Source organism: Sorangium sp. So ce296, assembly GCF_051529605.1.
GTDB classification, from domain to species: Bacteria; Myxococcota_A; Polyangia; order Polyangiales; family Polyangiaceae; genus Sorangium; species Sorangium cellulosum_D.
In genome coordinates, this window is the sequence record NZ_CP150325.1 from 11,724,560 (window position 1) to 11,745,329 (window position 20,770).

The window sequence follows — 20,770 nt, forward strand, 5'->3', positions numbered from 1 at the left end:
GTCGGCGTCGAGGCCGGTGTACGGGCGGACGTGCGAGCCGCTCCCCACGCTCAACCCGTGCGGGGCGTATCTCTGCTTGGAGGGCCGTTGCAGGTCGTGCGTATCTGACGCCGAGTGCACGAAGGCGATGGGCGCTCCCACGTGCGACCGCTTCGGAGCCTCGGAAGGGTTCCCGGGCCGCAGCTGCGGCCGGCATGTCCAGGGGCCACCTCCCGACCCGAACCGCAAGCCGCCCGAGCTGGTTCCGGCGCCCTCGACGCCGTGAGCCGCCTTGTCGAAGGGGGGACGACGATCTCCCGTCTCGTTGGCGTTCATGCTCTCCCGCGCCGTACGGCCCGTCTTCACCGTGCTCGCGCCGAGCTCGACGGCTTGCGCCGCCTCCAGGCCGGCGGAACGCACGATCTCGCGATAACGATCGAGGGTGACGAGCGAGATCGTCTGCAGCTCAGCGACGAGGAACGCCCATTTCTCGTCGCGCACTGGAGCGAGCGCGATCTGCCTCGCGAGCGAAGAGAAACTTTAACGCAAAGATGCCGAGTGAAGACGCAGAATGCATAACATTTGTTCTTCTTGCGCCTTTGCGCCTTTGCGCCTTTGCGCCTTTGCGTTGAGCTCTCTCTCGGGATCCCTGGTCGTACTCCTGATGGGTGCTAGCGCTGCGCGCTCTGCTCGATGAGCGCCTGCCACCGCGCCTTGAGCGCCGGATTGGACTGGAAGCGCTCGTGCCACATCGCGTGGAGCGCGGCCCAGCCCTGCGGGCTGAGCCCGTAACGGCTCTGGATCTGCTGCTCGTGTCCCGGGCGCTCTCGCAGGTCGGCGCAGATGTGCGCGTACTCTCCGAGGGTGATCCGCTCCACGCGCCGCATCTCTTGCTCGTCGACCTCGGCCTGCGCCCGCGCGGCGGGCGGGGAGGTCGACGCGCTCGCGGGCGTTCCGGAGGCGGAGCTCGGCTGCTGGAAGGGCAGGGCCCAGCTCCCCGACGAGCGCTGAGGCGGCAGCGGCGCGGTCTCGTCACGGACGGGCTGCGCAGGGGCGGAGCGCGCGAAGGGAAGCGCGCTGTCGGCTGGAGGCGAGGAGGCAGGGCGCGCGAAGGGCAGGGCCTTGTCGGCCGGGGGTGAAGGCGCGGATCGCGAGAAGGGCAGGGCCTTGTCGGCCGGGGGTGAAGGCGCGGATCGCGAGAAGGGCAGGGCCTTGTCGGCCGGGGGTGAAGGCGCGGATCGCGAGAAGGGCAGGGGGGCCTTGTCGGTCGGAGCGATAGGGCCCGTGCGCGCGAAGGGCAGGGCGTTGTCGGCTGGAGGCGGAGGGCTGGGGCGCGAGAAGGGCAGGGCCTTGTCGGTCGGAGCGACAGGGGCCGAGCGAGCGAAGGGCAAGGCCTTGTCGGCCGACAGCGGGCCGACCGCCCCGATGCGCGTGGCATTCAGGCTCGCTGCGGCCGGGGTCGCGGCGCTCTCGGCCGGAGGTGCGCTCGAAGCGTCCCGACGGAAGGGCAGCGCCTCGCGCGGCGCGACCGCCTGCATGCCGAAGAGCGTCACGCCGCCCCTCGGCGCCGTCGGCGGCGGCTCCGAGCTCGCCGTGGGGGTGACCGCAGGCACCGGCGGCGGCATGGCCGGCGGGGGCGGCGACGGCACGGCCGACGCCAGCGCCGGCTCCTCCACGCGGCCAGGCCCCGGCGGCGCGCCGGCGCCCATCCTGGCCCACGGCGAGCGCGCAGCCGCCTCGCCGCCCGCGCCTGCGGCGGACGTCGGCGCCGCCCCGTCCCGGGGCGCGCTCCGCAGCGGGGAGAGGTGCGCCGCAGGCGCCACCGGCACCGGCCCCTCCAGCTTCCGGCGCGCGTCCCGCGCCTTCGCCTCGGCGCGGCCCCTCTGCTCCGCGACGAGCTCCAGGTACCGCTGGCTCGATCGCAGCTGCCCCCGGGCGGCCTGCGCGGCGAGCCTCGACATCCAGCGCTCCCGCGCCGCCTCCCACGCCTCGACCGAGAGCCCCGCCCCGACGAGCACCTCGTCCCGCGGCAAGCCCGCCTCGAGGGCCCCGGCGATGGCGGCGAGCTCCTCGAGCGTGATCGATCGGACCGTCCCCTCGCGCCCCTCGCTCTCCACCATGCCTCCCCGAGCCTACGCCCCTTCGCCGCTCAGCGATGCGCCGGCCGCCCCGGCCGATCTCGCCCCGCGGCCATCCCCGCTACCTCATCGCCCGCTGAAACTGCGCCATGAGCTCGTCGTCCTCCAGCATCGCCGCGGTCCATCGCTGCTGCGCGCTCAGGTAGTCCTCCAGCGTCAGGTCCAGCCGGCTCAGCACCGTCGCCATGTCGGTGCCCCGCTTCATCGCGCGCGCCGCCTCGAGGAACCGCTCGAACGACAGCTCGCCCTTCGCGCGGCCGCGCTGGACCCGGGCGAACGTCTCGGCGAAGGCGGCGACGAGCGGCGGCACGCCCACCTCATCGCCGTCGTCCTCGTCCGCCTCGGAGAGCCGCGCCTGCCACGCGTCGTCGAGCGCCTCCCACCCCGCCTCGTCGAGCCCGTGCTCCGCGAGGAGCGCCGCGCGGTCTTCGCCCGGGTCCGCGAGCCGGGCGGCCAGCGTCGCGTAGACCTCGACGTCCTCCGCAGGATCCTTCATCGCGCGGCCAGGCTACCTCAGCGCGCGGCTTGGGGCCTCCTCCGCGTGGGTGTATCCATGGCGGGTGTCCTTCTCGTACCTGCCCTTCGTCGCGCCCGGCGGTCAGGAGGGGCAGCCCTCCGCTCCCGGCAGCCTGGACCTGCTCGCCCACGACGCGCTCGAGAGCGCGCACGCCGCGCTCCGCCGCGCGGCGCTGTCGCTCGAGCACGACGTCGAGCCGGTCACCGACCTGACCGGGCCCGCGCGCGCCCTGGAACGCGCCCTCGGCGCGATCTACGACGCCTTCGACGGCCGCGCCGATCGCGTCGCGGCCGTGCGCGCCGCCGCGGCGGCGGTCGACGGCGCTGCTGCGGCCGTCGGCGAGGCGGCGGGGCTCGAGGCGGGCCTCGCGGCGGTGGGCGAGCTGCTGCGGAGCGCGCGCGCCTGGCTCGAGCGCGCCGAGGCGCGGCTCGCCGCCGTGCCCCCGGCGCCGCCGCTCGACCCGCCGCCGATCCGGGCGAGCCGCGATCGGCCGCGGCTGCACGCGGTCCCGCGCGCGTCGCTCGCGCCGAGGATCAAGGTCCCGGAGCCGCCCCCGGCCGAGCTCGTCGCCAAGCCGCCGCCGCCGATCGCGCGGCCGAAGACGTTCGAGGAGCTCAAGGCGGCCGTCGAGGCGCTGAAGCAGCGGGCGCCCGCGCCCGGCGCGCTCCCCGCCGCGGCGGAGGCGCGGCCGCTCGCGGCGCGGCGCGACGACGATTCGCCCGCGCGCCCGCCGCCGCCGGGCTTCGCGCGCGACATCGGCGCCGCGATCGACGATCTCGCCTTCCTCCGCGCCCGCACCCGCGAGTGCTTCGAGGAGGTCGCGATGGTCGGCATGCAGCGGGCGCCGCTGCTCGGCGACCCGTTCCGCGGGGCGCTGGTCCTCGAGCGGCGCATGCTGGCGGCCATCGACGTGATCGCGGCGATCGGGGCGCCGGCGCTCGAGCACGTGCCGCGGCTCGTGGCCGAGGCCCCGGTGAAGGACCCGAGCCTGGCCTTCGCGAGCGCGATGGTGCTCGGCTGCTTCGCGGGCCGCGACGCGCTCGCCGCGGCCGAGCTCGCGCTGCTCCGGAGCGACCGGGACAAGGCGTTCATCGAGGGGCTCGGCGCCGCCCTGAAGCTCGCACCGCACGAGCTCCTGCCGCTCGCGCTCCGCGGCCTGCTCCGCGAGCCCGAGCCGCTGGTCCGCGCGATGGCGATCGACGTCCTCGCGTACCGCGGCCTCGCGACCGAGGACGAGCTCGTCGCCGCGGCCTCGGACGAGGCGGCCCCGGTCGCCGCGCGGGCGCTCTACCACCTCGGCTGCGGGGCGAGCCAGCGCTTGCCCGAGCTGATCCAGCGGGCCCTCGCGGCCGAGGACCCGGCGCTCCGCGAGGCCGCCTGGACGGCCATGGCGCTCTCGGACCACCCGCACGCCTCGATCGCGCTGCGCGGCGCGATCGAGGCGCCGGAGGGCGGCGACGCGGCGGCGCTCCTGCTCGCGATCGCGGGCGACGAGGCGGACGCGCGGCACCTCGTCGCCCGCGCCTTCGAGGCGCCGCGCGAGGGACTGCTCGCGGCCGTGGGCTGGACGGGCGCGGCCTCGGCGGTGCCGCCGCTCATCGATCTGCTCGACCGCGACGGCGACAAGGCGGTGAAGCTCGCCGCGGCCTTCGCGCTGGAGCGGATCACCGGCGCCGGGATGTGGGAAGAGGTCGCGGTGGAGGACGAGGAGATCGTGGTCGCCGATCCGCCCGACCCCGACGTGGGCGAGCCCCGCGAGCTCAAGCTCGCGCAGCTGGTGAGCGACCCCCGCGATCTGCCGCCGGCGCCGGCGCCCGAGCTGGTGGAGCTGCCCACGGTGGACGCCGCGCGCTGGCGTGCGTTCTGGATGGAGCGCTGCCAGGGCTGGGATCTCGGCGCGCGGTACCGGCGCGGGCGACCGTACTCGCCGGAGGTCGTGCTCGACGAGCTCGACGCGGGCCGGGTGACCCCGGCGGAGCGGCGGCACCTCCAGCGCGAGCTCATCGTCCGCACCGGGGCCTTCGTGCGCTTCGATCCGCACGATTTCGTGGTGGCGCAGGAGGAGGCCATCGCGGCGTGGCGGCCGATCGCCGCGCGCGCCTCGGGCGCGCCGGGGCGCTGGACGCGGCCGCGCCGGCGCGCGGGGTGAGCGAGGCGAGGGGGCGGGCGGCGTCGCGGAGCGCCTCGTTCGTCGCGCGGGCCACGGCAGCAGGAGGAACTCCAGCGCCGAGCCGTCGCGCCGCGCAGGCGGCGCGGTCTGCCGGCCTTGCCGCGCCGCGCGCCATGGAGGGACCATGGCCCGAGCGGGGCCCTGCGCCCGCGAGGGGATCATGGACCAGGGCGGACTTCGCAAGACCGGCAGGCGGATCCTCGCGGCCGCGGCGCTCGGCGCCGCGCTGGTCGCGGCGCCTCCGGCGAGGGCCCAGACGAAGGAGGAGCTCGCGGCGGCGCGGGTGCTCTTCCAGGAGGGCGTCGCGCTCAGCGCGGCGAACAACTGCGCCGCGGCGCTCGCGAGGTTCCAGGCGGTCGCGAGCGTGCGGCGCACGCCGCAGGTGCTGTTCAACATCGCCGAGTGCGAGGCGCGGCTCGGCAAGCTCGTCTCGGCGCTCGGCAACTACCGCATGGCCGCGGCCGCGGCCGCGGGCGATCCGAGGGCGAACGACGTCACCGCGAACGTCGGCGCGCGGATCGAGGATCTCGAGGCGCGCGTCCCGAGGCTCGCGATCCGGCGCGGCGCGGGGGCGCTCACCGCGACGATCCTGCTCGACGGCACCGCGCTCGGCGCCGCGGAGATGAGCGGCGACATCCCCGTCGACCCCGGGCCGCACGTGGTCGCCGCCCGGATCGGCGGCCGCGAGGTGGTGCGGGAGACGGTCACGCTCGAGGAGGGGCACGCGAAGACCGTGGAGATCACGATCGCCGAGCCGCCGGCGGCCGCCGCGCCCACCGCGGGCGCGCCGCCGCCGGGAGCGCCGGCGGCGACGGCGGCGACGGCGAACGGAGCGCCGGCGGCGGGGCAGCCGTCGAAGGTGCCGGGCCTCGTGGCGCTCGGCGCCGGGATCGCGCTCGGCGCCGCGGGCGGCGTCTTCCTCGGCCTCCGCGCCGGCACGCTGAGCGATCTCGACGCGCTGTGCGGCGGCGACAGGAGCTGCCCTCCCTCGGCCAGGCCCACCGCCGACCGAGGCCGGCTTTACACAGGCGTCGCCGAGGCGGCGATCGGGCTCGGCGTCGCCTCCGTCGCCGCGGGCATCGTCCTGCTCGCGACGAGCAGCGGCGGCGCCGCCGAGCCGGCCGCGGGCGCCGCCGCCGAGCCGGACTCGAGCGCCGCCGCTGCCCGGTCCGCGGCGCGGCGGAGCGCCGGCGGGCGCCTGCGCCGCGCGGAGGTCCTGCCGCGGGCGCCCGGCGCCGACCTCGCGGGCCTCAGCGTCGCCGGCAGGTTCTGAGGCCGCCGGGGCCGCTCCGGCCGGGTCGCCTCGGCGCCCGCGGGCCGGTCGGCGCCCTCCGGGCCCCTCAGCCCTGGCTCTGGCAGCAGAACGTCCTCGGGGCGGCGCCCCGCGCCGTCCCCGTCGCAGCGCCGCCGCTCGGCGCGCACGCGCCCCCGGTGGGCGTCGCCGACGTCACCTTGCGCCCGACGATCGTGGGGTTTCCCTCGACGTTCTCGCACCCGCCAGCGAGGACCTCGACCACCGGCGTCTCGCACGTGTCCTCCGCGTTGTCGGCGTAGAGGGCGATCGTCGTCCGGCACGTGCCGTTCGACGGATCGCCGCACGAGCAGTCGTCCTTGCAGGCGCGGTCGTCCTCGATCTCGGTGAAGAACACGTGCTTCTCGGTGTACGCGCCCGGCGGGCAGGCGTTGTCGCCGTCCTTCGCGATGCAGAGCCCGCCCTCGAACGGCGCGCCCGGCCTGGGCACGCAGACCCGGCCGACGTTGCAGCCCTGGCCAGCCGGCGGCGCGGGGCACGCGCGCCCGAGCCCCGTCCATCGGGGAGGCGGCGCGTCGATCTGCACGGGGTTCGGCGTGCAGCTCCCCCCGGTCGCGCCGAGCGGCTCCGCGGAGACCGACACGACGCACGGGTGCGCCTCGGCGCTCGCATCGCACAGGTCTTCCGCCGGCTCGCAGGCCGCCCCGCCGCCGAAGACGCCGTCGGGCCCGGCGCACTGATCCGGCATCCAGCCGGGGATGGGCTCCAGGTTCCAGGCGCAAACCCAGGGCGAATCGCACGGCGCGTCGCTCACGCTGATCGCGATGTTCTCCAGCGCCGCGCACCGCTGCCCCTGCACGGGGCCGCACGAGCACGTGCAGCTCGCCGGCGGCGCGAACAGGCCGCGGTTGCCGATGAACGGCTCCCCCGCGGCGAACGCGTCGGGACAGCCCGGGTCCCTCGAGGGCTCCCCGTCGAACAGCGCGAAGTAGCCGCTCCAGCCCTCCGGCACGGCCGTCGTGCACACGAAGTCGCCGCACGCAGGGTCCGCGCAGTCGACAAGCCCGTCGCCGTCGTCGTCGGCGCCGTTCGAGCAGTCCTCCGCGCCGGCCCCACCGCCCGTGCCGGCGCTCCCCGAGGGCTCCGGCTCATCGAAGGTGTAGTCGGGGTACAGGCACGCCGTGGGTGCGGCGAGGGCACCCGCGGCGCCGAGCCCGATCCAGGCCGCGAGGCGCGCTCCCCGGCCGACGAGAGAAGAGCTCACCGGATCACCTCCCCGACGGAGCGGCGCGCGCCGCTCCAAGGGCCGACGCGGCTCGGTTACTTCTTGGCCGGCGCGGCCGGCTTCGCCGGGGCCGCGGGCGCCGCGCCCTTGGCCGGCGGCGCGCCCTTCGCGGGCGCCGCGTCGCCGACCTGCCCGCTGTTGTACATCTGGATGGCGCGATCGGTGAGCTCGAGATCGGCGCGGTAATAGGGCGCGGCCGACTTGTCGAGGATGAGGTCGTACCCCTCCTGCGCGGCGAGGCGGCGGAGCAGGCCGAGGACCTTCTGCAGGATCGGCGTGGTCAGCTCGCTCTCCTTGCGCTGCATCTCGCGCTGGTAGTCGACCATCGTCGACTGGAGCTCGGCGGCCTGGCGCTGCCACGTCTCGAACCGGCGCTGGAGCGCGTCCTTCGGCGTCTTGCCCGCCTGGGCCTCCTTGTCGAGCTTGTCGCGCTCGTCGGCGAGCGCGCGCTGCTTCGTGTCGAGCTCGACCTGGCGGCTGTCGAACAGCTTCTTGAGCGTCGCCTGGACGCGGAGCCCTTCCTCCGTCTCCAGCATGGCGCGGCGCACGTCGACGACGGCGATCTTCGACTGCGCCGACGCGGGCGCGGACGACAGGAGCGCCGCCCCGCCCAGCGCCACAGCGGCGAGCAGCGGCAGGAGGCGCGCCGCGGGGCGCCGGCCCGCGGCTCGGCGGGCAGGGGGCGCAGCACACCGGCTCGCGTCGGCCGAACGCACGGAGCTGGAGAGCGTGGAACAGCGCGCGGAGGGCCGCTCAGGAGCGTTGTCTTGCATCGGGCATGGCCTTAGCTACCTGGCCACCCAACGTCAAGAACGTGGCGCGCCCTTCTCGCGCGCCGGAGCCGCCGCGCCGTCGCCGTGCGCCTCCTTGCCCTGCGCCGGCCCCGCGCCGCGCTGCCCCGCGGGGTCGCCGCCCGGCGCGTCGGCGCGATCCTTCCGCGAGACGGCGCTGGCGGTCTTCGTCGCGCCCTTGCCCCGCGACGGCGCTGCAGCGGCGCGATGGACGGACGCGTCCGCCGCGTGCGCCGCCGAGGCCGCGGGCAGCGAGCGGCCGAGGCGCTCGCGGGCGAGGGCGATGAGCCGCCCGACGTCGTCGCTCCCGCGCAGGAACGCCTCGCGGTGGCGGGGATCGCGGAGGGCGTCGACGCGCGCGCGGAGGGCGGTGAACGCGGCGTCGAGCGCCGCGTGCGCCTCGCGCTCCTCCCCGGCCGCGAGGAGGGCCTCCACGAGCGTGAGGCGGATCGCGTCGTTCCACTCCTCGATCGGCCCGCCCTCCAGGTGGCGCGCGGCCTCCCGCGCGGCGTCGACCGCGGCCCGGAGCTCGCGCCGCGCCAGCTGGACGCGGGCGAGCGCGAAGCTCGCCATCGCCTGCAGCGCGGTCGCGTGGCGCGCGGTCTCCTCGCAGAGCCAGCGCGCGATCGAGTGGGCGGTGCCGTAGTCGCCGGGCGCGCCGCGCCAGACGAGGAAGATCGCCTCGTACAGCCGGCCGGCGATCCTGAGGCGCGCGACGTGGCACTCGTCGGCGATGCGGCCCGCCTGGCGCTCGTGCGCGATGCCCTCCTCGATGTTGCCGAGCCGCGCGTACGACATGCCGAGGTTGTGGAGCGCGAAGCCCTCGAGCGCCCGGAGCTTCCGGCTCCGCGCGCCGTGCAGCGCGCGCTCGAGCAGCGCCTGCGCCTCCTCGAACAGGCCGAGCTGGTTCAGCACCGACCCGGTGTTCAGGCGCGCCTTGGCCGCGATGACGGCGTCGCCCTCGGCGTCGGCGTCCGCGACGAGCGACGCGCCCGCGGAGGCCGCGGCGGACAGGTCGCCGACGTGCATCAGCGCGGCGAGGTGCGCCTCCCGGGTGTGGAGGAGCGCGGCCGTCGAGCCGCTCGCGAGCGCGACCTCGACCGCCGCCTCCGCGGCGCCGAGCGCCTCGGCGGGCCGGCTCAGGTCCACGAGGGCGCGCACGCGCGACGCGAGCAGCGTCGCGCGGATCTGCGGCGAGAGCGCCGCCGCGAACTGCGGCGAGAGCGCGGAGGCGGCGCGCGCGTCCGCCTCGGCGCTCTGGCCGGCCGCGATCATGCACCGCACCGCGAGCAGCTGCGCCTCGCCCCACAGGTCCGAGCCGGGCAGCGCGAGGCGCGCGGCCTCCTCCGCCGCGTCGAGCCCCTCGGGGGCGCGGCCCAGGAGCTCGCACACCTCGCCCCGGTGGACGAGGAGCGTCGCGCGCGTCGTCCCCTCGGCCCCGCAGGCGAGCCCGCGCGTCGCGAGATCGAGCGCCGCGTCGAGCTCCTCGCCGCTCGCCACCGCGGCCCGCGCCGCCCGGGCGTAGAGCAGCGCGGCCCGCGTCTTCTCGCCGCCGGCCTCGGCGTGGCGCGCGACGAGCCCCGGGTCGACGTCGCCCGCGGACTCGAGCCACGCGGCCGCGGCGCGGTGGAGCGCGGCGCGGTCCTCCTCGAGGATCGAGGCGTACGCCGCGTCGCGCACGAGCGACTGTCGAAACGTCCATTGCGCGTGCCCGGCGACGCGCGGCTCGAGCTGGCGCGCGATGATCTCGCCCGCCTCGAGCTCGGCGAGCTCCGCGCCCACGGCGCGCTCGAGCAGCGCCTCGACGCCCGCCGTCCAGAAGACCGGGCCGAAGACGGACGCGGCGCGCAGCACCTCGCGCACCCCGCTCGACATGCGATCGACGCGGTGCTGCACGAGCGCCTGTACGCTGAGCGGCACGTCGTCGCGCCCCTCGGCCGCGTGCCGGATGAGCTCCTCCAGGAAGAGCGCGTAGCCGCCGGCGCGCTGCACGATGGCGCCGCGCGTGGCCGGGTCGGCCTGGGGGAGGGCGGTCGCCACGAGGCGATCGGCGGCCTGCGGCGACAGCGGGGAGAGCGCGACGCGGGTCACGTTGCGCTCCTGCCACAGCGAGGGGAACCGGCTCGCGAGCTCGGGGCGCGCGAAGCCGAAGACCCCGAAGCGGAGGTCGGCGCAGCCGAGCAGCCAGTCGACGAGCTCGACGGTGGTGCTGTCGGCCCAGTGCATGTCCTCGATGACCAGGATCTGCGGCGTGCTCTCGGACTTCGAGCGGAAGAACGCCTCGATCGCCATCCGCGTGCGCGACTCCATGAGCTGCGGGCTCTCGCGGGCGGCGCGCAGCGGCTCGTTGCCGTCGTTGGGGAAGGGCACGCCGGCGAGCTCCCCGATGAAGCCCGCGAGGAACCGCAGCGGGCGGGCCAGCCGCACCGCCACGTGGGCGTTCACCTTCTGCACCTGCTCGTCGAGGCGCTCGCCGTCGTGGATGCCCATGAGCGCGCGCAGGGCGCGGCCGAGGCCGGAGAGCCCCGACCCCTGGCTCATCGGATCGCCGCGGCAGAGCAGGATGACCGGCGCGTGCGGCGCCATGTCGAGGCGCTGGATCAGCTCGGCGCGGACGCGGCTCTTGCCGATGCCGGCCGGGCCGGTCACGAGCGCGGCGCGCGGGACCGCGTCCTCGGCGATGTCGCTGTAGATGCCCTGGAGCCGCGCGATCTCGTGCTCGCGCCCGATGGTCGGCGTGGGGGGCCCGAGGAGCTTGCGCGCGTCGAAGCCGGCCGCGTCCTCGTGGAGGAGCACGCCGCCGCGCGCGTCCTCCTGCACCACGAACCGCCCCTCGAGCGCCGCGGTCGCGTACCCGTCGATGCGGACTTCGCCGGGCACCGCGGACTCCAGCTGCTGCGCCGCGCGCTCGAGCGCCTCGCCGGCGAGGTTCGCGCGGCCGCGGACCGCGTGCCCGACCGCGACCGAGACCCGCGCGCCCGGCGTCGACCTGGCGACGGTCAGCGCCGCCCGCGCGGCGCGCATCGCCTCGTCCCCGCGCGAGCGCTCCACCCCGAGCACCGCGACCATCTTCCCGCTGAGGAGCGGCTCGAGCCGCGCGTCGTCGCCGAGGACCTCGCGGAGCGCGGCGTCCACCTCGGGGCGAAGCGGGCCGGCGCCGAGCTCGAAGAGCACGCACGCGACCACGCGCCGCTCGCTCGTCGCGAGGCGCACCTGCGGCCGCTCGTCGCTCGGCCCGGCGGGGCTCGCCGGGCCCGACCGGACCTCCGGCGCCGCCGCGCGGCGGATCGCCGACGCGGACCTGTCGGTCGCGGGGGGGTCGTTGTTGAGCTCCCCGACGCGCGCGAGCGCGCGCGCCAGCTCGCCGCCGTTCTCGTACCGCAGCTCGCGATCGCGGGCGATGGCGCGCGTGATCACCTCGTCGAGCGCCTCCGGCACGTCGAAGCGGATCTGCTGCGCGCGCGGCGGGTCCTCGAGCACGAGGCGGCCGAGCAGGGCGATCGCGTGCTCGGTCTCGAACACGTTCCTGCCGGTGACCAGGCGGAACAGCACGGAGCCGAGCGAGTAGACGTCGGCCCGCGCGTCCACGGGCTCGCCGCGCGCCTGCTCGGGCGCCATGAAGTGCGGGGTGCCGATGATCGTGCCGCGCTCGGTGGGGCAGTCGTCCGGGGTCGCGAGCTTGACGACGCCGAAGTCGATCAGCTTGATCGCGGTGCCCTTGCCGCGGACGAGGAAGATGTTGGAGAGCTTGAGGTCGCGGTGGACGACGCCGCGCGCGTGGATGGCCGCCATGGCGGCCGCGCTGCGCCGGACGACCTCCACCGAGTCGCGCAGGCCGAGCGGCGCGCGGCGCTGGCGCTGCCCGAGGTCCTCGCCGTCGAGCCACTCCATCGCGAAGAAGAGGCGCCCGTCGAGCCAGGTGCCGTGCGCGATGTACTGGACGATGTTCGGGTGCCGCAGATCGGCGAGGATCGCGATCTCGCGCGCGAAGCGGGCGCGCTCCTGGGGCGACGCGGCGGCGCGCAGGACCTTGATCGCGACCGGGGCGCCGGTGGTTTGATCGGTGCCCTTGAAAATATCGCCCATGCCGCCGCTTCGGCTGCGGGCTTCGATCATGAAGCGGTCGGTCGGATCGGTGAACTCCGGGAGCACCGTCAGGAAAGGCTACGCGAATTTCGCGGCTTCGTGCCAGAGAGAAGGCGTTCTGCGCCGCGGGGCGCGCGCCGGCGGGCGACCTGGGCCGGCGCGCGCCCCGCCCCGCCGCGCGCCGCGCGGCGCCCGAGCGCGCGCGTCGACGACCGGGCCGGTGGTCGAAAATTCCAGCCACAATCCGTGCCGCCGCGCCGTCCTCACCGTCATGAGCCCTGCCGGAAGCCTCCCGCGCTCCTTTTCGTGCGCCGGAGCCGCCGCGCGCGCTCGCGCCGACCGGCGCGCTCAGAACGCCGCGATCACCCCGGCGCCCACGGACGCGCTCAGATGAGGAGCCCTCAGGACATCGATGGGGGGGGGGGCCTTCTGAAGCCTCACGGCCGTGAGGAGCTCGAGGTGGGTCGAGAGCGAGAGCCGGTCGTTCAGCGCGAGCTCGACCCCGGTGCGGAGCCCCAGCGCCACGAACACAAGGAGCAGCCCGCTCTGGCCGCCGGGCTGCCCGGCGAGCGTCAGCACGCCGAGCTCCACGACGGTGCAGGTGGCGAGCAGGTCGTTCGTGTGGAGGCAGGGGACGAGCGCGGTCGTCACGAGCATGCGGGTGTGCACCGGCTGCCCGTCCGAGCGCCGGCCGGCGCTCGAGGCGCCCAGGCTCCATCCCCCCTCGCTCGGGCCTGCGCTCAGCGGGAGGAACGCATCCTGGACCTCGAGACCGACGGAGAGGCGGTCCGACCAGCGCGCCTCGCAGAACCAGGAGACGCCGCCGACCAGCTGATCGGTCAGCCCGATCTGGGCGAACATGCCGGTGCCGCCCCGGATCGCGCTCCGGCGCCCGGCGGGCTCGGTCGCGGGGAGCGGGCGCGCCGGCGGCGCGCGCGGCCGCGGCGGGGCCGGAGGCGGCGCGAGCTCGGGGGGAGGCGGCGCCGTCGCGGGGACCTGCTCGTCGCGCCAGAACGGCGTCAGCGTGAACGCGATCGAGAGCGCGACGTAGCTCGTGAGCAGCGCGCAGGCGGCGTCGCCGCTCGGAACGTTGAAATCGCGCGGGGCGGACTCCCTGCCATCTTCGTCCCGGTACGTGAGGGTGGCGACCAGCGCCGCGCCGCGAGGCGCGATCGCCACGTCGACCGCCTCGGGCGCGTCGTCGCGGAAGGGATCGTAACCCGTGCGCCGCCGGACCTGCTCGCGCAGCGCGCCCTCTCCCGGGCACGACGCCGCCCGCGGATCCTCGCTGTAATGCATCCGCAGCGTGCGGCGCGCCGGCTCCGCGGCCGGCGCGGGCGCGCTGAGCAGGAGAGTGGCGAAAACAATCTTGCAGAGAGAGAAGCGTGGCATTCCGGTTCGATGGCTCCGCTGATGGGCTGTTGGCGGCGGCCATTGAGAGCTCTCGAGGCATAGCGCGTCAAGAGCTCATGACGCTTCTTTGGCGCGCAATCTCGAGCCCGGCGAGTCCCACGCAGCGTGATAATCGAGGAGGATGATGCGTAATGGGCTCGTTGGCGTGATTTGCGAGCGGCCGAGATCCGAATCTGTGACGATTCTGGCCAGCGTACGTATGTGGCTATCGTGCGGTCCATCGAGCGAACGTGGCCGTATTCATGGCAATCGAGGCACGCTGTCCGTAACAGCGGCCAAACGGCGCGCGACGAGCGCGCGCGCGCTCTCCGCCGACAGCGCGGGCCGTTCGGCCGGCGCTGCGCGGGGTCGATGTCGATGGGAGGGGGAGAAGACGAGGGAGGGGGAGAGGACGAGGGAGGGGAAGACGAGAGAGGGGGAGAGGCCGCCGGGCGATCAGCCCGCGCCGGCGCCGGCGCCGGCGCCCGCGCCGGCCCGCGAGGCGAGCCGCGCGAGATCCTTGGGGTCGCTGACCCGGACGAGGATGACGGTGATGTTGTCGCGGCCGCCGCCCGCGTTCGCCTTCTCGATGAGCGCCTGCGATGCCTTCTCGGGATCGGGCTCGGCGAGGAGGATGTCGCGGATGGCCTCGTGCGTCGTCATCTTCGACAGGCCGTCGGAGCAGAGGAGGTAGACGTCGCCGGGGTGCGGGCGAGCGATGATCAGATCGACCTTGACCGCGGGGGAGATCCCGATCGCCCGGCTCAGGTGGTTGGCCATCGGCCCGGTGATCCCCGCGGCGCCCATCGTGTGATCGGTGGTGAGCTGCGTCAGCTCGTTGTCGCGGAGGCGATAACAGCGGCTGTCGCCCACGTGGCCGATGTAGAGGCGCTGCTTGTTGGGCGAGAACCGGGCGCTGACGAGGGTCGTGCCCATGCCGGTGAGGCTCCGCTCGGCGTGGGCGCGCTCGTAGATGGCCTGGTTCGCCCGCTGGATCGCCACGGCGAGCTCGCTGCCGCGGCGGGGGACGTCGGGGTAGGGGCTCTCGGCGTCGTTGTCCAAGAACGACGGGTCCTTGAACGCCCGCGCGATCGTGTCGACCGCGAGGCGGCTGGCGACGTCGCCGCCCGCGTGGCCGCCCATGCCGTCCGCCACGGCGAACAGGTAGTGCTCGTCAAGGCAGAGGTAGCAGTCCTCATTCTTCTTGCGCTTTTGGCCGGGATCCGTCTGGCCGACGGCGCTGATGAGCAGGAGCGGCGACGAGCTCGTCGGCTCGTCCACGGCCGCCTCGTCGTCGTAGATGATCGGGACGGCGGAGGGTTCCTCGCGCTCGTGCTCCTCGTCGTCATCGTCGTCGTCGTCGTCGTCGCCGCCGTACGACGGCGCGCTCGGGCGCTTGATCGTGCTCTGCAGCACCTCCGGCGGCGCCAGCGTGATCAGCGTCAGGTCGTCGTCGTCGTCGTCGAAGGCGTCATCGTCGTCGTCGCGGCGCGCCGGCCCGTTCGCACGTTTCCAGTCGGCGCCCGAGACGCGCTCCGCGCGGCCGTGTCCACCCGTGGTCTTCGCGTGAGAGCTCTCGCCCGCGGGCACGCCTTCCTGCGGGCCTGCTGCGCCGGTTGAGCCTTCGAGATCTGCCTCCCCCTCATCGAGGGCCTCGGCTCCTGGGCCACCGTGCGACGGCGTCGTCGCCGCGCGCGGCCGTGCCCGGTCGCCGTTGTTCGAACGAAAATACCAATAGATCAGCCCGAGAAGGGCGATTCCCATGACAAGGGCGGCTGCGAGATCGGCCATGTCCCGGCGACCAACGTAGCAAAGGCGCGCCGCGTCTCCGAGATCAACATGCAGGGGGACGGACGACGGCGATCGATCTTGCCCCGGCCTCGGCAGCGGAGCCCGCGCCGGAAGGGCGCACCTTGGGTACCAATCGGCGCAGGAGGGCGACGTTGCGTCCTGTCGCCGGGCGCGCTCTGGCGGGCGGGCGCCACAGCACACCTCGCGGGCGGCGGCGCCTCCACGCTGTGTGCGCTCGCCGGCGCCGGCCGCGGGGCGTGCTGCGTCGCGGCACGCCCCGCGGCCACCGGAGGAGCGAGCGCCTCGGTCCTTGTTCGCCGAGACGCCCGCGGAGGCCGCGGCGAGGCCGCGCGGCGCACGGCCCGCCTCGCCCGCGCCCTGGGAAGACGAGAGGGGCGCCGCGGCGCTCCTACGGAGAGGGCCCAGCGCTCGAGGGCGCGCCGTGATCGCGCGGGGAGGGCCCGCTCGTTACGGAACGGGCCCGCGCGCGGGACGTCGCGCTGCCGCTCGGCGCCGCGCGCTCTCGGGGGCCGGCTTCGCGCGCCGACGCTCGCGCCGGCGTGCGCCGCGCGCGTCCGCCGCAAACGAACTCGTGGAGCGGGTTGCCAGTGCTCGTGCCGCTGACTAGTCTCCGCGCCCGCATGAAGCTCGGCCGCGCACTTCTCCAGACACCTCGCATCGTCGGCGTGGGCCTCGCGGCCTCGATCTTGGGCGGGCTCGGGGGTGCCGGCTGCTTCGTCGACAGCGAGGGGCTCCCGCCGCCGGGCAAAGGGCTCTATTTCCCGACCGGCCTGGCGGCGTCCCCGGGCGGCCGGGTCCTCTACGTGGCGAACTCGGACTTCGATCTCCAGTACAACGGCGGCACGGTCCAGGCGCTGGATCTCCAGCGGCTGCGCAAGCGGGCGCTCGCGCTCCAGGCGTCGCTCGCGCCGGCCGAAGCGGGCGACGGCGTCACCGTGAGCGCGGCGTGCGGGGCCGTGGGCCTCGGCGCCAACCCTGCGCCGCTGCTCTACCCGGGGCCGTGCGCGCCGCTCGATCTCTCCTCCCTCCAGGGCGACGAGGAGGTCGTGCGGAGCTCGGCCGTCATCGGCGCGTTCGCGTCGAACATCCTCCTCGTGCACCGGCCGCTCCTCGGCGACGCCGCCGGCGGCGACGCGGACGCGCCCAAGGCGCGGCTGTTCGTGCCCGTCCGCGGCGACCCGTCGGTGACCTTCTTCGACGTCGCCGACGATCGGCTCGACGCCCCCGACGCGCAGCGCTGCAGCGGGGACGCCTGCTTTCAGCTGGACTGCGGCGCGGCCGAGGCGGGGGGGCGCTGCGGCCGAGACCACCGCATCGGCGAGGATCCGGGCCAGGAGCTCCTCCGGCGCAAGCTGCCGCTCGAGCCGTTCGGCATCGCCGCCGGCCCGGACGGGACGAGCGTCGTCGTCTCGCACCAGACGGAGGACACCGCGAGCGTCATCGTGAACCCGTGGGATAGGGGGAAGAGGCCGCAGCTGGCCGCGGTCCTCACGGATCTCGCCCTCGGCCCCACGGAGCTCGCGGCCGTGCCGCGCCCGCGCCTCATCACCCAGCTGAAGGCGGCCGACCAGGAGATCGACTACCAGCCCGCGTTCGCGCTCACGTACATCGCGTCGCCGCAGCTCGACCTCATCCGCTACCGGGAAGCGTCCGAGGGCGCGGCGGCGCTCCTCTCCCAGTCGAACGCCACCCAGATCACCGCGCTCGCGAACGGCACCGACTCCCGCGGCGTCGCGATCGACGCGCACGAGCGGCAGGCGTGCGAGGCGGGCTGCGGGGACGCCGACTACGCGTGCCTCGCGCGGTGCACGGAGATCCCGCTCGAGTTGTACGTGGCGCACCGCTTCCCGAACTCGCTGCTCATCGGGAAGGTGATCACGACCCTGGTCGAGAACGCGTCGGCCGATCCCGAGAGGCCCGAGGAGCGGTGGGCATCGGCGTACGAGAGGGTCGAGATCGGCGACGCCGCGCCGCTCGCCGCCTACCCGTCGCGGGTCGAGGTGGGCGAGGTGATCGGGGCGGACAACCAGCGCCACCGGCGGGTCTTCGCGGCCGCGTTCGACGCGGGGCGCGTCTTCTCCTACGACCCGGAAGCGCGCAAGGTCGACGCCGTCATCACCACCGGGCGCGGGCCGCAGGCGCTCGCGTTCGACACGGGCTACGCCTGCGGCGACGAGAAGGAGCGCTGCGACTGCGCGCCGGGCAGCGACGGCTGCGAACCCTATTCCCTCATGTACATCGCGCATTTTACCGACTCGTACCTCGGCGTCGTCGACCTCGACCTGCGCAAGACCATGCCCCCATCGATGATCCTCACGGTGGGCACGCCGGTCCCGCCCCGGGAGTCCCAATGAAGCTGCGCGCCGCGGTCATCGCCCCTGCCTCCGTCCTGGCGCTCGCCGGGTGCGCCGAGGACCCCGAGCCCGTCGCCGTCGAGGCGCTGTCCCAGTCCGGCCAGAGCGCCTTCGTCTGCCTCGCCGTCGACCGGCCGGATCCGAACGCGCCGGGCGTGGTGCGCTCGCTGCCGATCACCGACTGCGGCGACCGCACGGCCAAGTCGCCCAGTGACTTCGGCGTCGACGCGGCCAGCGGGGGCAAGGCCACGCTGCCGCACCTCTACGCCCTCGTGACGCAGACGCTGCGCGGCGAGATCGCGGTCATCGACCTGACCACCGAGAGCGCGCCGATCCTCGATCAGGACACGGGCACGCCCGGCGCGAGCTTCCTCCCGGTCGGCGCCCAGCCCGTCGACATCATCGCGACGCCGGGCGGCACCGCGTCGTTCGTCGCCGTCGCCGAGCCGGGGCGCTCCGGCATCTTCGCGCTCCCGTCGGCGAAGGTGGTGCCGCGCACCGGCTGTCCGGTCCCGTCGCTCACCTCGTGGCCTGCGTGCTCGCTCCCTTCGCCGCCAGGCGAGGTGCTGCTCGCCTCCGATCCGCCGGCTCCCGACGGCAAGCTGCGGGCCTCGTGCTCGGGCGCCTACGACGTCGAGCCGGCGAGCCCCGAGGAGGTCGAGGCGGCCGCCGACGCCTGCGGCGGCGGGGGCGGCGACCTGAGCCAGGAGGGGCTCGGCCGGCAGAAGCTCCTCGTGAGCATGCCCGAGCTCGGCGGCTTCGCCGTGATCGACGCGCAGACGCTCCTCCAGGACGAGCGGTACCAGGAGGGCGGATTCGCGCCGTGTGAGGTGGAGCGGTGGGTCCCCCTCGACGTCTCGCTGCCCCTCTCGCCGCCCGCCCCGGCGCCCGACGAGGCGCCGGACGGCCCCGCCGCGTGCGTCCAGCCGGAGACCCCGGCGACCCCCGCGCAGGCGATCGCGTCGCCCCGGCCCGCGGGGCTCGCGCTCGCGGGCGACCGGCTGTTCATCGGCGATCTCGACGCGCCGGTGATCCACGTCGTCCACCTCCCGACGCCCTGCGCGCCGGCCGAGCTGCCCCCGCTCCTGCCCGCGTCGACGCTCGACCCCGCGCGCGTCGTCACGACGAGCCGCATCGCGGTGAGCCAGGCGCTGCCGCCCGACTTCCGCCGCTACCTCTACGCGGTCGACGCGGGCGACGGCAGCGTCATGGTCTTCGACGTGAGCGACGGCGCGTCCAGCCGGTCGCCGCTCGCGCGCCCCCATCCGGAGTGGAACCCGTTCCAGCCCCCCGACCGCATCCGGCTGACCGCGCCGGTCCGCGATCTCGCGATCATCCATCGCGACGCCCCCGCCATCCTCCCCGCGACCGGCGTGGCGCCGGAGGGCCTCCGGTGCGATCCCGATCCGGGCCTCAAGCAGTGCGACATCAACGTCGCCTCGTGCGACCTCGAGACGCTGTACCGCACGTCGCCGGGCCGCGACGCCGGCGCCGGCCCGCTCAAGCTCCGCGGCTCGTTCGCCTACCTCGCGCTCACGAACGGCCAGGTCGCGGTCGTCGACGTCGACGACCTCGACGCGGCCTGCCGCGGGCCCGAGCAGCAGAGCGCCCGCGCGGGCTGCGCCGGGGCGCCTGCCGGCGGCGATCCGCTCAAGACGAGCGGCGAGGTCTCCTGCAACGTCGTCCTCCCGCACGCGCTCCGCTCGGAGGCCTACGTCGCGACGGACGACGCCGCCGGCGTCCTCGAGCCCGGCGTGCAAAGCCTGCCGATCCTCTACGATCGCCTCGGCACGGTCGTGCAGCTCTCCGCGGAGAGCCCGAAGATGCGCGCCACGCTCCCGCCCGAGCCGGAGGCGCCGCCGCTCGCGCTCGCGGTGGGCGCCCAGCGCGAGGCGATCGCGTCGGCCGACGCCGGCGAGAGCGCGCTCGACGAGCAGGGGCTCGTGCTGAGGTCCGGCGAGCCGCAGCACGCCCTGGCGATGAACCTCGAGGACCCCCGCGTGCACCTCGTCAACGAGGCGTGGACCGTCACCTTCGAGGGGACGCTCCCCGGCTTCACGCGGACCTTCGTCCACTTCGACGAGGGCGCCGTGAGGAGCGGCGACGCCCGCTTCTGCCGCCGCGGCGTGCAGAGCCGGGCCAGCGTCAGGGAGCAGCTGCTCGCCGCCGGCGCCCCCGAGGGCGAGGCCGACGCGCAGGCCGCCGAGCTCGCCGACTTCGTGCAGATCACGTCCGAGCTCCCCGGCGAGGACGCCGGCTACTGGGACGAGGTCGATCCGGCCGTGTGCTCGTTCGAGAGCTGCAACGCGAAGTACGGCAGCGTCATCACGTCGCGCCCGGGGCTCCGCGTCGCCGAGGCCTACGAGGACCACCTCGCGCTCGAGTCGCGCGATCCCGCCGTCGACGAGGTCGCGTTCGCGGCGTGCTGCTTCCCCGGCGAGGTGCAGCTCGACGTCCGCCCGGCGCGCCAGTGGGTGGTCCGGAGCAACGCGACCGGCTTCCTGCACCACGTGATCGCGGATCCCGAGACGGGCAGGTGCCGCAACTCGTGCGACGCGCGCCTCGCGCGGCTCAACGGGCGCGTCGCGCACACGCTCGTCGACGGGCGGGTGACCGACGGCGCGCCGGGCGCGTTCGTCAACCCGATGTTCCGCTTCGCCATCACGGGCGGCGTGCCCGAGCAGGACATGCAGTTCCGCTTCACCACCCAGGGCGCGTTCAACCCCCTCTTCATCGACCTCGTCAGGAATAAGGTGGAGCTCCAGCCCCAGGCCATCCGGCCCGTCCCGGCGACCGGGGAGATCGCCGTCACCGACGGCTCGTTCGAGGGCCTGATCCTGCTCGGCGGAAACGGCGCCGAGGTCGTGCGCCAGTTCCACTGAGCCGGTCGCCGAGCCCGCGCGCCATTCCGGTTTCTCCGCCGAGTTTTCCACGAAAACCGCGGGATAAGCGCGCTGCAAACGCGCGAGTCCCGCGTAGACCTCACCGGGCGTC

General features: G+C 75.3%; 11 protein-coding genes. 4 read left to right on the forward strand and 7 right to left on the reverse strand.

The window, feature by feature from the left end:
* Nucleotides 1–650: 650 nt before the first annotated feature.
* Together WME98_RS43275 and WME98_RS43280 are read right to left on the reverse strand one after the other, a co-directional pair.
* Nucleotides 651–2,099, reverse strand: a complete 1,449-nt coding sequence (locus WME98_RS43275) for a hypothetical protein (RefSeq protein WP_437947483.1) — start codon at nucleotides 2,097–2,099, stop codon at nucleotides 651–653.
* A 79-nt stretch (nucleotides 2,100–2,178) separates the two neighbouring features.
* Nucleotides 2,179–2,613: a hypothetical protein gene (locus WME98_RS43280; RefSeq protein ID WP_437947484.1), complete on the reverse strand. Its 435-nt coding sequence runs from the start codon at nucleotides 2,611–2,613 to the stop codon at nucleotides 2,179–2,181.
* 64 nt (nucleotides 2,614–2,677) lie between these two features.
* Here WME98_RS43280 and WME98_RS43285 point away from each other — a divergent pair, with 64 nt between their 5' ends.
* Both WME98_RS43285 and WME98_RS43290 read left to right on the forward strand, forming a co-directional pair.
* Nucleotides 2,678–4,783: a hypothetical protein gene (locus WME98_RS43285; protein ID WP_437947485.1), complete on the forward strand. Its 2,106-nt coding sequence runs from the start codon at nucleotides 2,678–2,680 to the stop codon at nucleotides 4,781–4,783.
* 145 nt (nucleotides 4,784–4,928) lie between these two features.
* Nucleotides 4,929–6,077 carry a hypothetical protein gene (locus WME98_RS43290; protein ID WP_437947486.1) on the forward strand — a complete coding sequence of 383 codons (1,149 nt, stop codon included), beginning with the start codon at nucleotides 4,929–4,931 and terminating at the stop codon, nucleotides 6,075–6,077.
* A gap of 67 nt (nucleotides 6,078–6,144) precedes the next feature.
* Here the strand turns inward: WME98_RS43290 and WME98_RS43295 are convergent, their stop codons facing one another.
* The 5 genes from WME98_RS43295 to WME98_RS43315 form a co-directional block, all read right to left on the reverse strand.
* Entirely contained in the window at nucleotides 6,145–7,320 is a 1,176-nt protein-coding gene (locus tag WME98_RS43295) for a hypothetical protein (protein WP_437947487.1), read from the reverse strand.
* Nucleotides 7,321–7,376: 56 nt separating this feature from the next.
* A complete protein-coding gene (locus WME98_RS43300; RefSeq protein ID WP_437947488.1) occupies nucleotides 7,377–8,057 on the reverse strand; it encodes an OmpH family outer membrane protein in 681 nt (226 codons plus the stop codon).
* A 90-nt stretch (nucleotides 8,058–8,147) separates the two neighbouring features.
* Nucleotides 8,148–12,218 carry a serine/threonine-protein kinase gene (locus tag WME98_RS43305; RefSeq protein WP_437947489.1) on the reverse strand — a complete coding sequence of 1,357 codons (4,071 nt, stop codon included), beginning with the start codon at nucleotides 12,216–12,218 and terminating at the stop codon, nucleotides 8,148–8,150.
* Between the two features lie 348 nt (nucleotides 12,219–12,566).
* A complete protein-coding gene (locus tag WME98_RS43310; protein ID WP_437947490.1) occupies nucleotides 12,567–13,610 on the reverse strand; it encodes a hypothetical protein in 1,044 nt (347 codons plus the stop codon).
* Nucleotides 13,611–14,066: 456 nt separating this feature from the next.
* On the reverse strand, nucleotides 14,067–15,374 hold the full coding sequence (locus tag WME98_RS43315; protein ID WP_437947491.1) for a PP2C family protein-serine/threonine phosphatase: 1,308 nt from the start codon (nucleotides 15,372–15,374) through the stop codon (nucleotides 14,067–14,069).
* 668 nt (nucleotides 15,375–16,042) lie between these two features.
* Here WME98_RS43315 and WME98_RS43320 point away from each other — a divergent pair.
* Nucleotides 16,043–17,776 (forward strand): hypothetical protein, encoded by a 1,734-nt coding sequence (locus tag WME98_RS43320; protein WP_437947492.1) that lies wholly within the window; start codon nucleotides 16,043–16,045, stop codon nucleotides 17,774–17,776.
* The gene (locus WME98_RS43325; protein ID WP_437947493.1) at nucleotides 17,773–20,658 is read left to right on the forward strand and encodes a hypothetical protein; all 2,886 of its coding nucleotides are present in this window, start codon (nucleotides 17,773–17,775) and stop codon (nucleotides 20,656–20,658) included. The genes WME98_RS43320 and WME98_RS43325 overlap by 4 nt, the downstream gene beginning before the upstream one ends.
* Nucleotides 20,659–20,770: the final 112 nt, after the last annotated feature.

Coding starts and splice junctions, on each gene's coding strand:
- WME98_RS43275 (WP_437947483.1), bottom strand. CDS start 2,099: ATGGTGGAGAGCGAGGGGCGCGAGGGGACGGTCCGATCGATCACGCTC.
- WME98_RS43280 (WP_437947484.1), bottom strand. CDS start 2,613: ATGAAGGATCCTGCGGAGGACGTCGAGGTCTACGCGACGCTGGCCGCC.
- WME98_RS43290 (WP_437947486.1), top strand. CDS start 4,929: ATGGCCCGAGCGGGGCCCTGCGCCCGCGAGGGGATCATGGACCAGGGC.
- WME98_RS43305 (WP_437947489.1), bottom strand. CDS start 12,218: ATGGGCGATATTTTCAAGGGCACCGATCAAACCACCGGCGCCCCGGTC.
- WME98_RS43310 (WP_437947490.1), bottom strand. CDS start 13,610: ATGCCACGCTTCTCTCTCTGCAAGATTGTTTTCGCCACTCTCCTGCTC.
- WME98_RS43315 (WP_437947491.1), bottom strand. CDS start 15,374: ATGGGAATCGCCCTTCTCGGGCTGATCTATTGGTATTTTCGTTCGAAC.
- WME98_RS43320 (WP_437947492.1), top strand. CDS start 16,043: ATGAAGCTCGGCCGCGCACTTCTCCAGACACCTCGCATCGTCGGCGTG.
- WME98_RS43325 (WP_437947493.1), top strand. CDS start 17,773: ATGAAGCTGCGCGCCGCGGTCATCGCCCCTGCCTCCGTCCTGGCGCTC.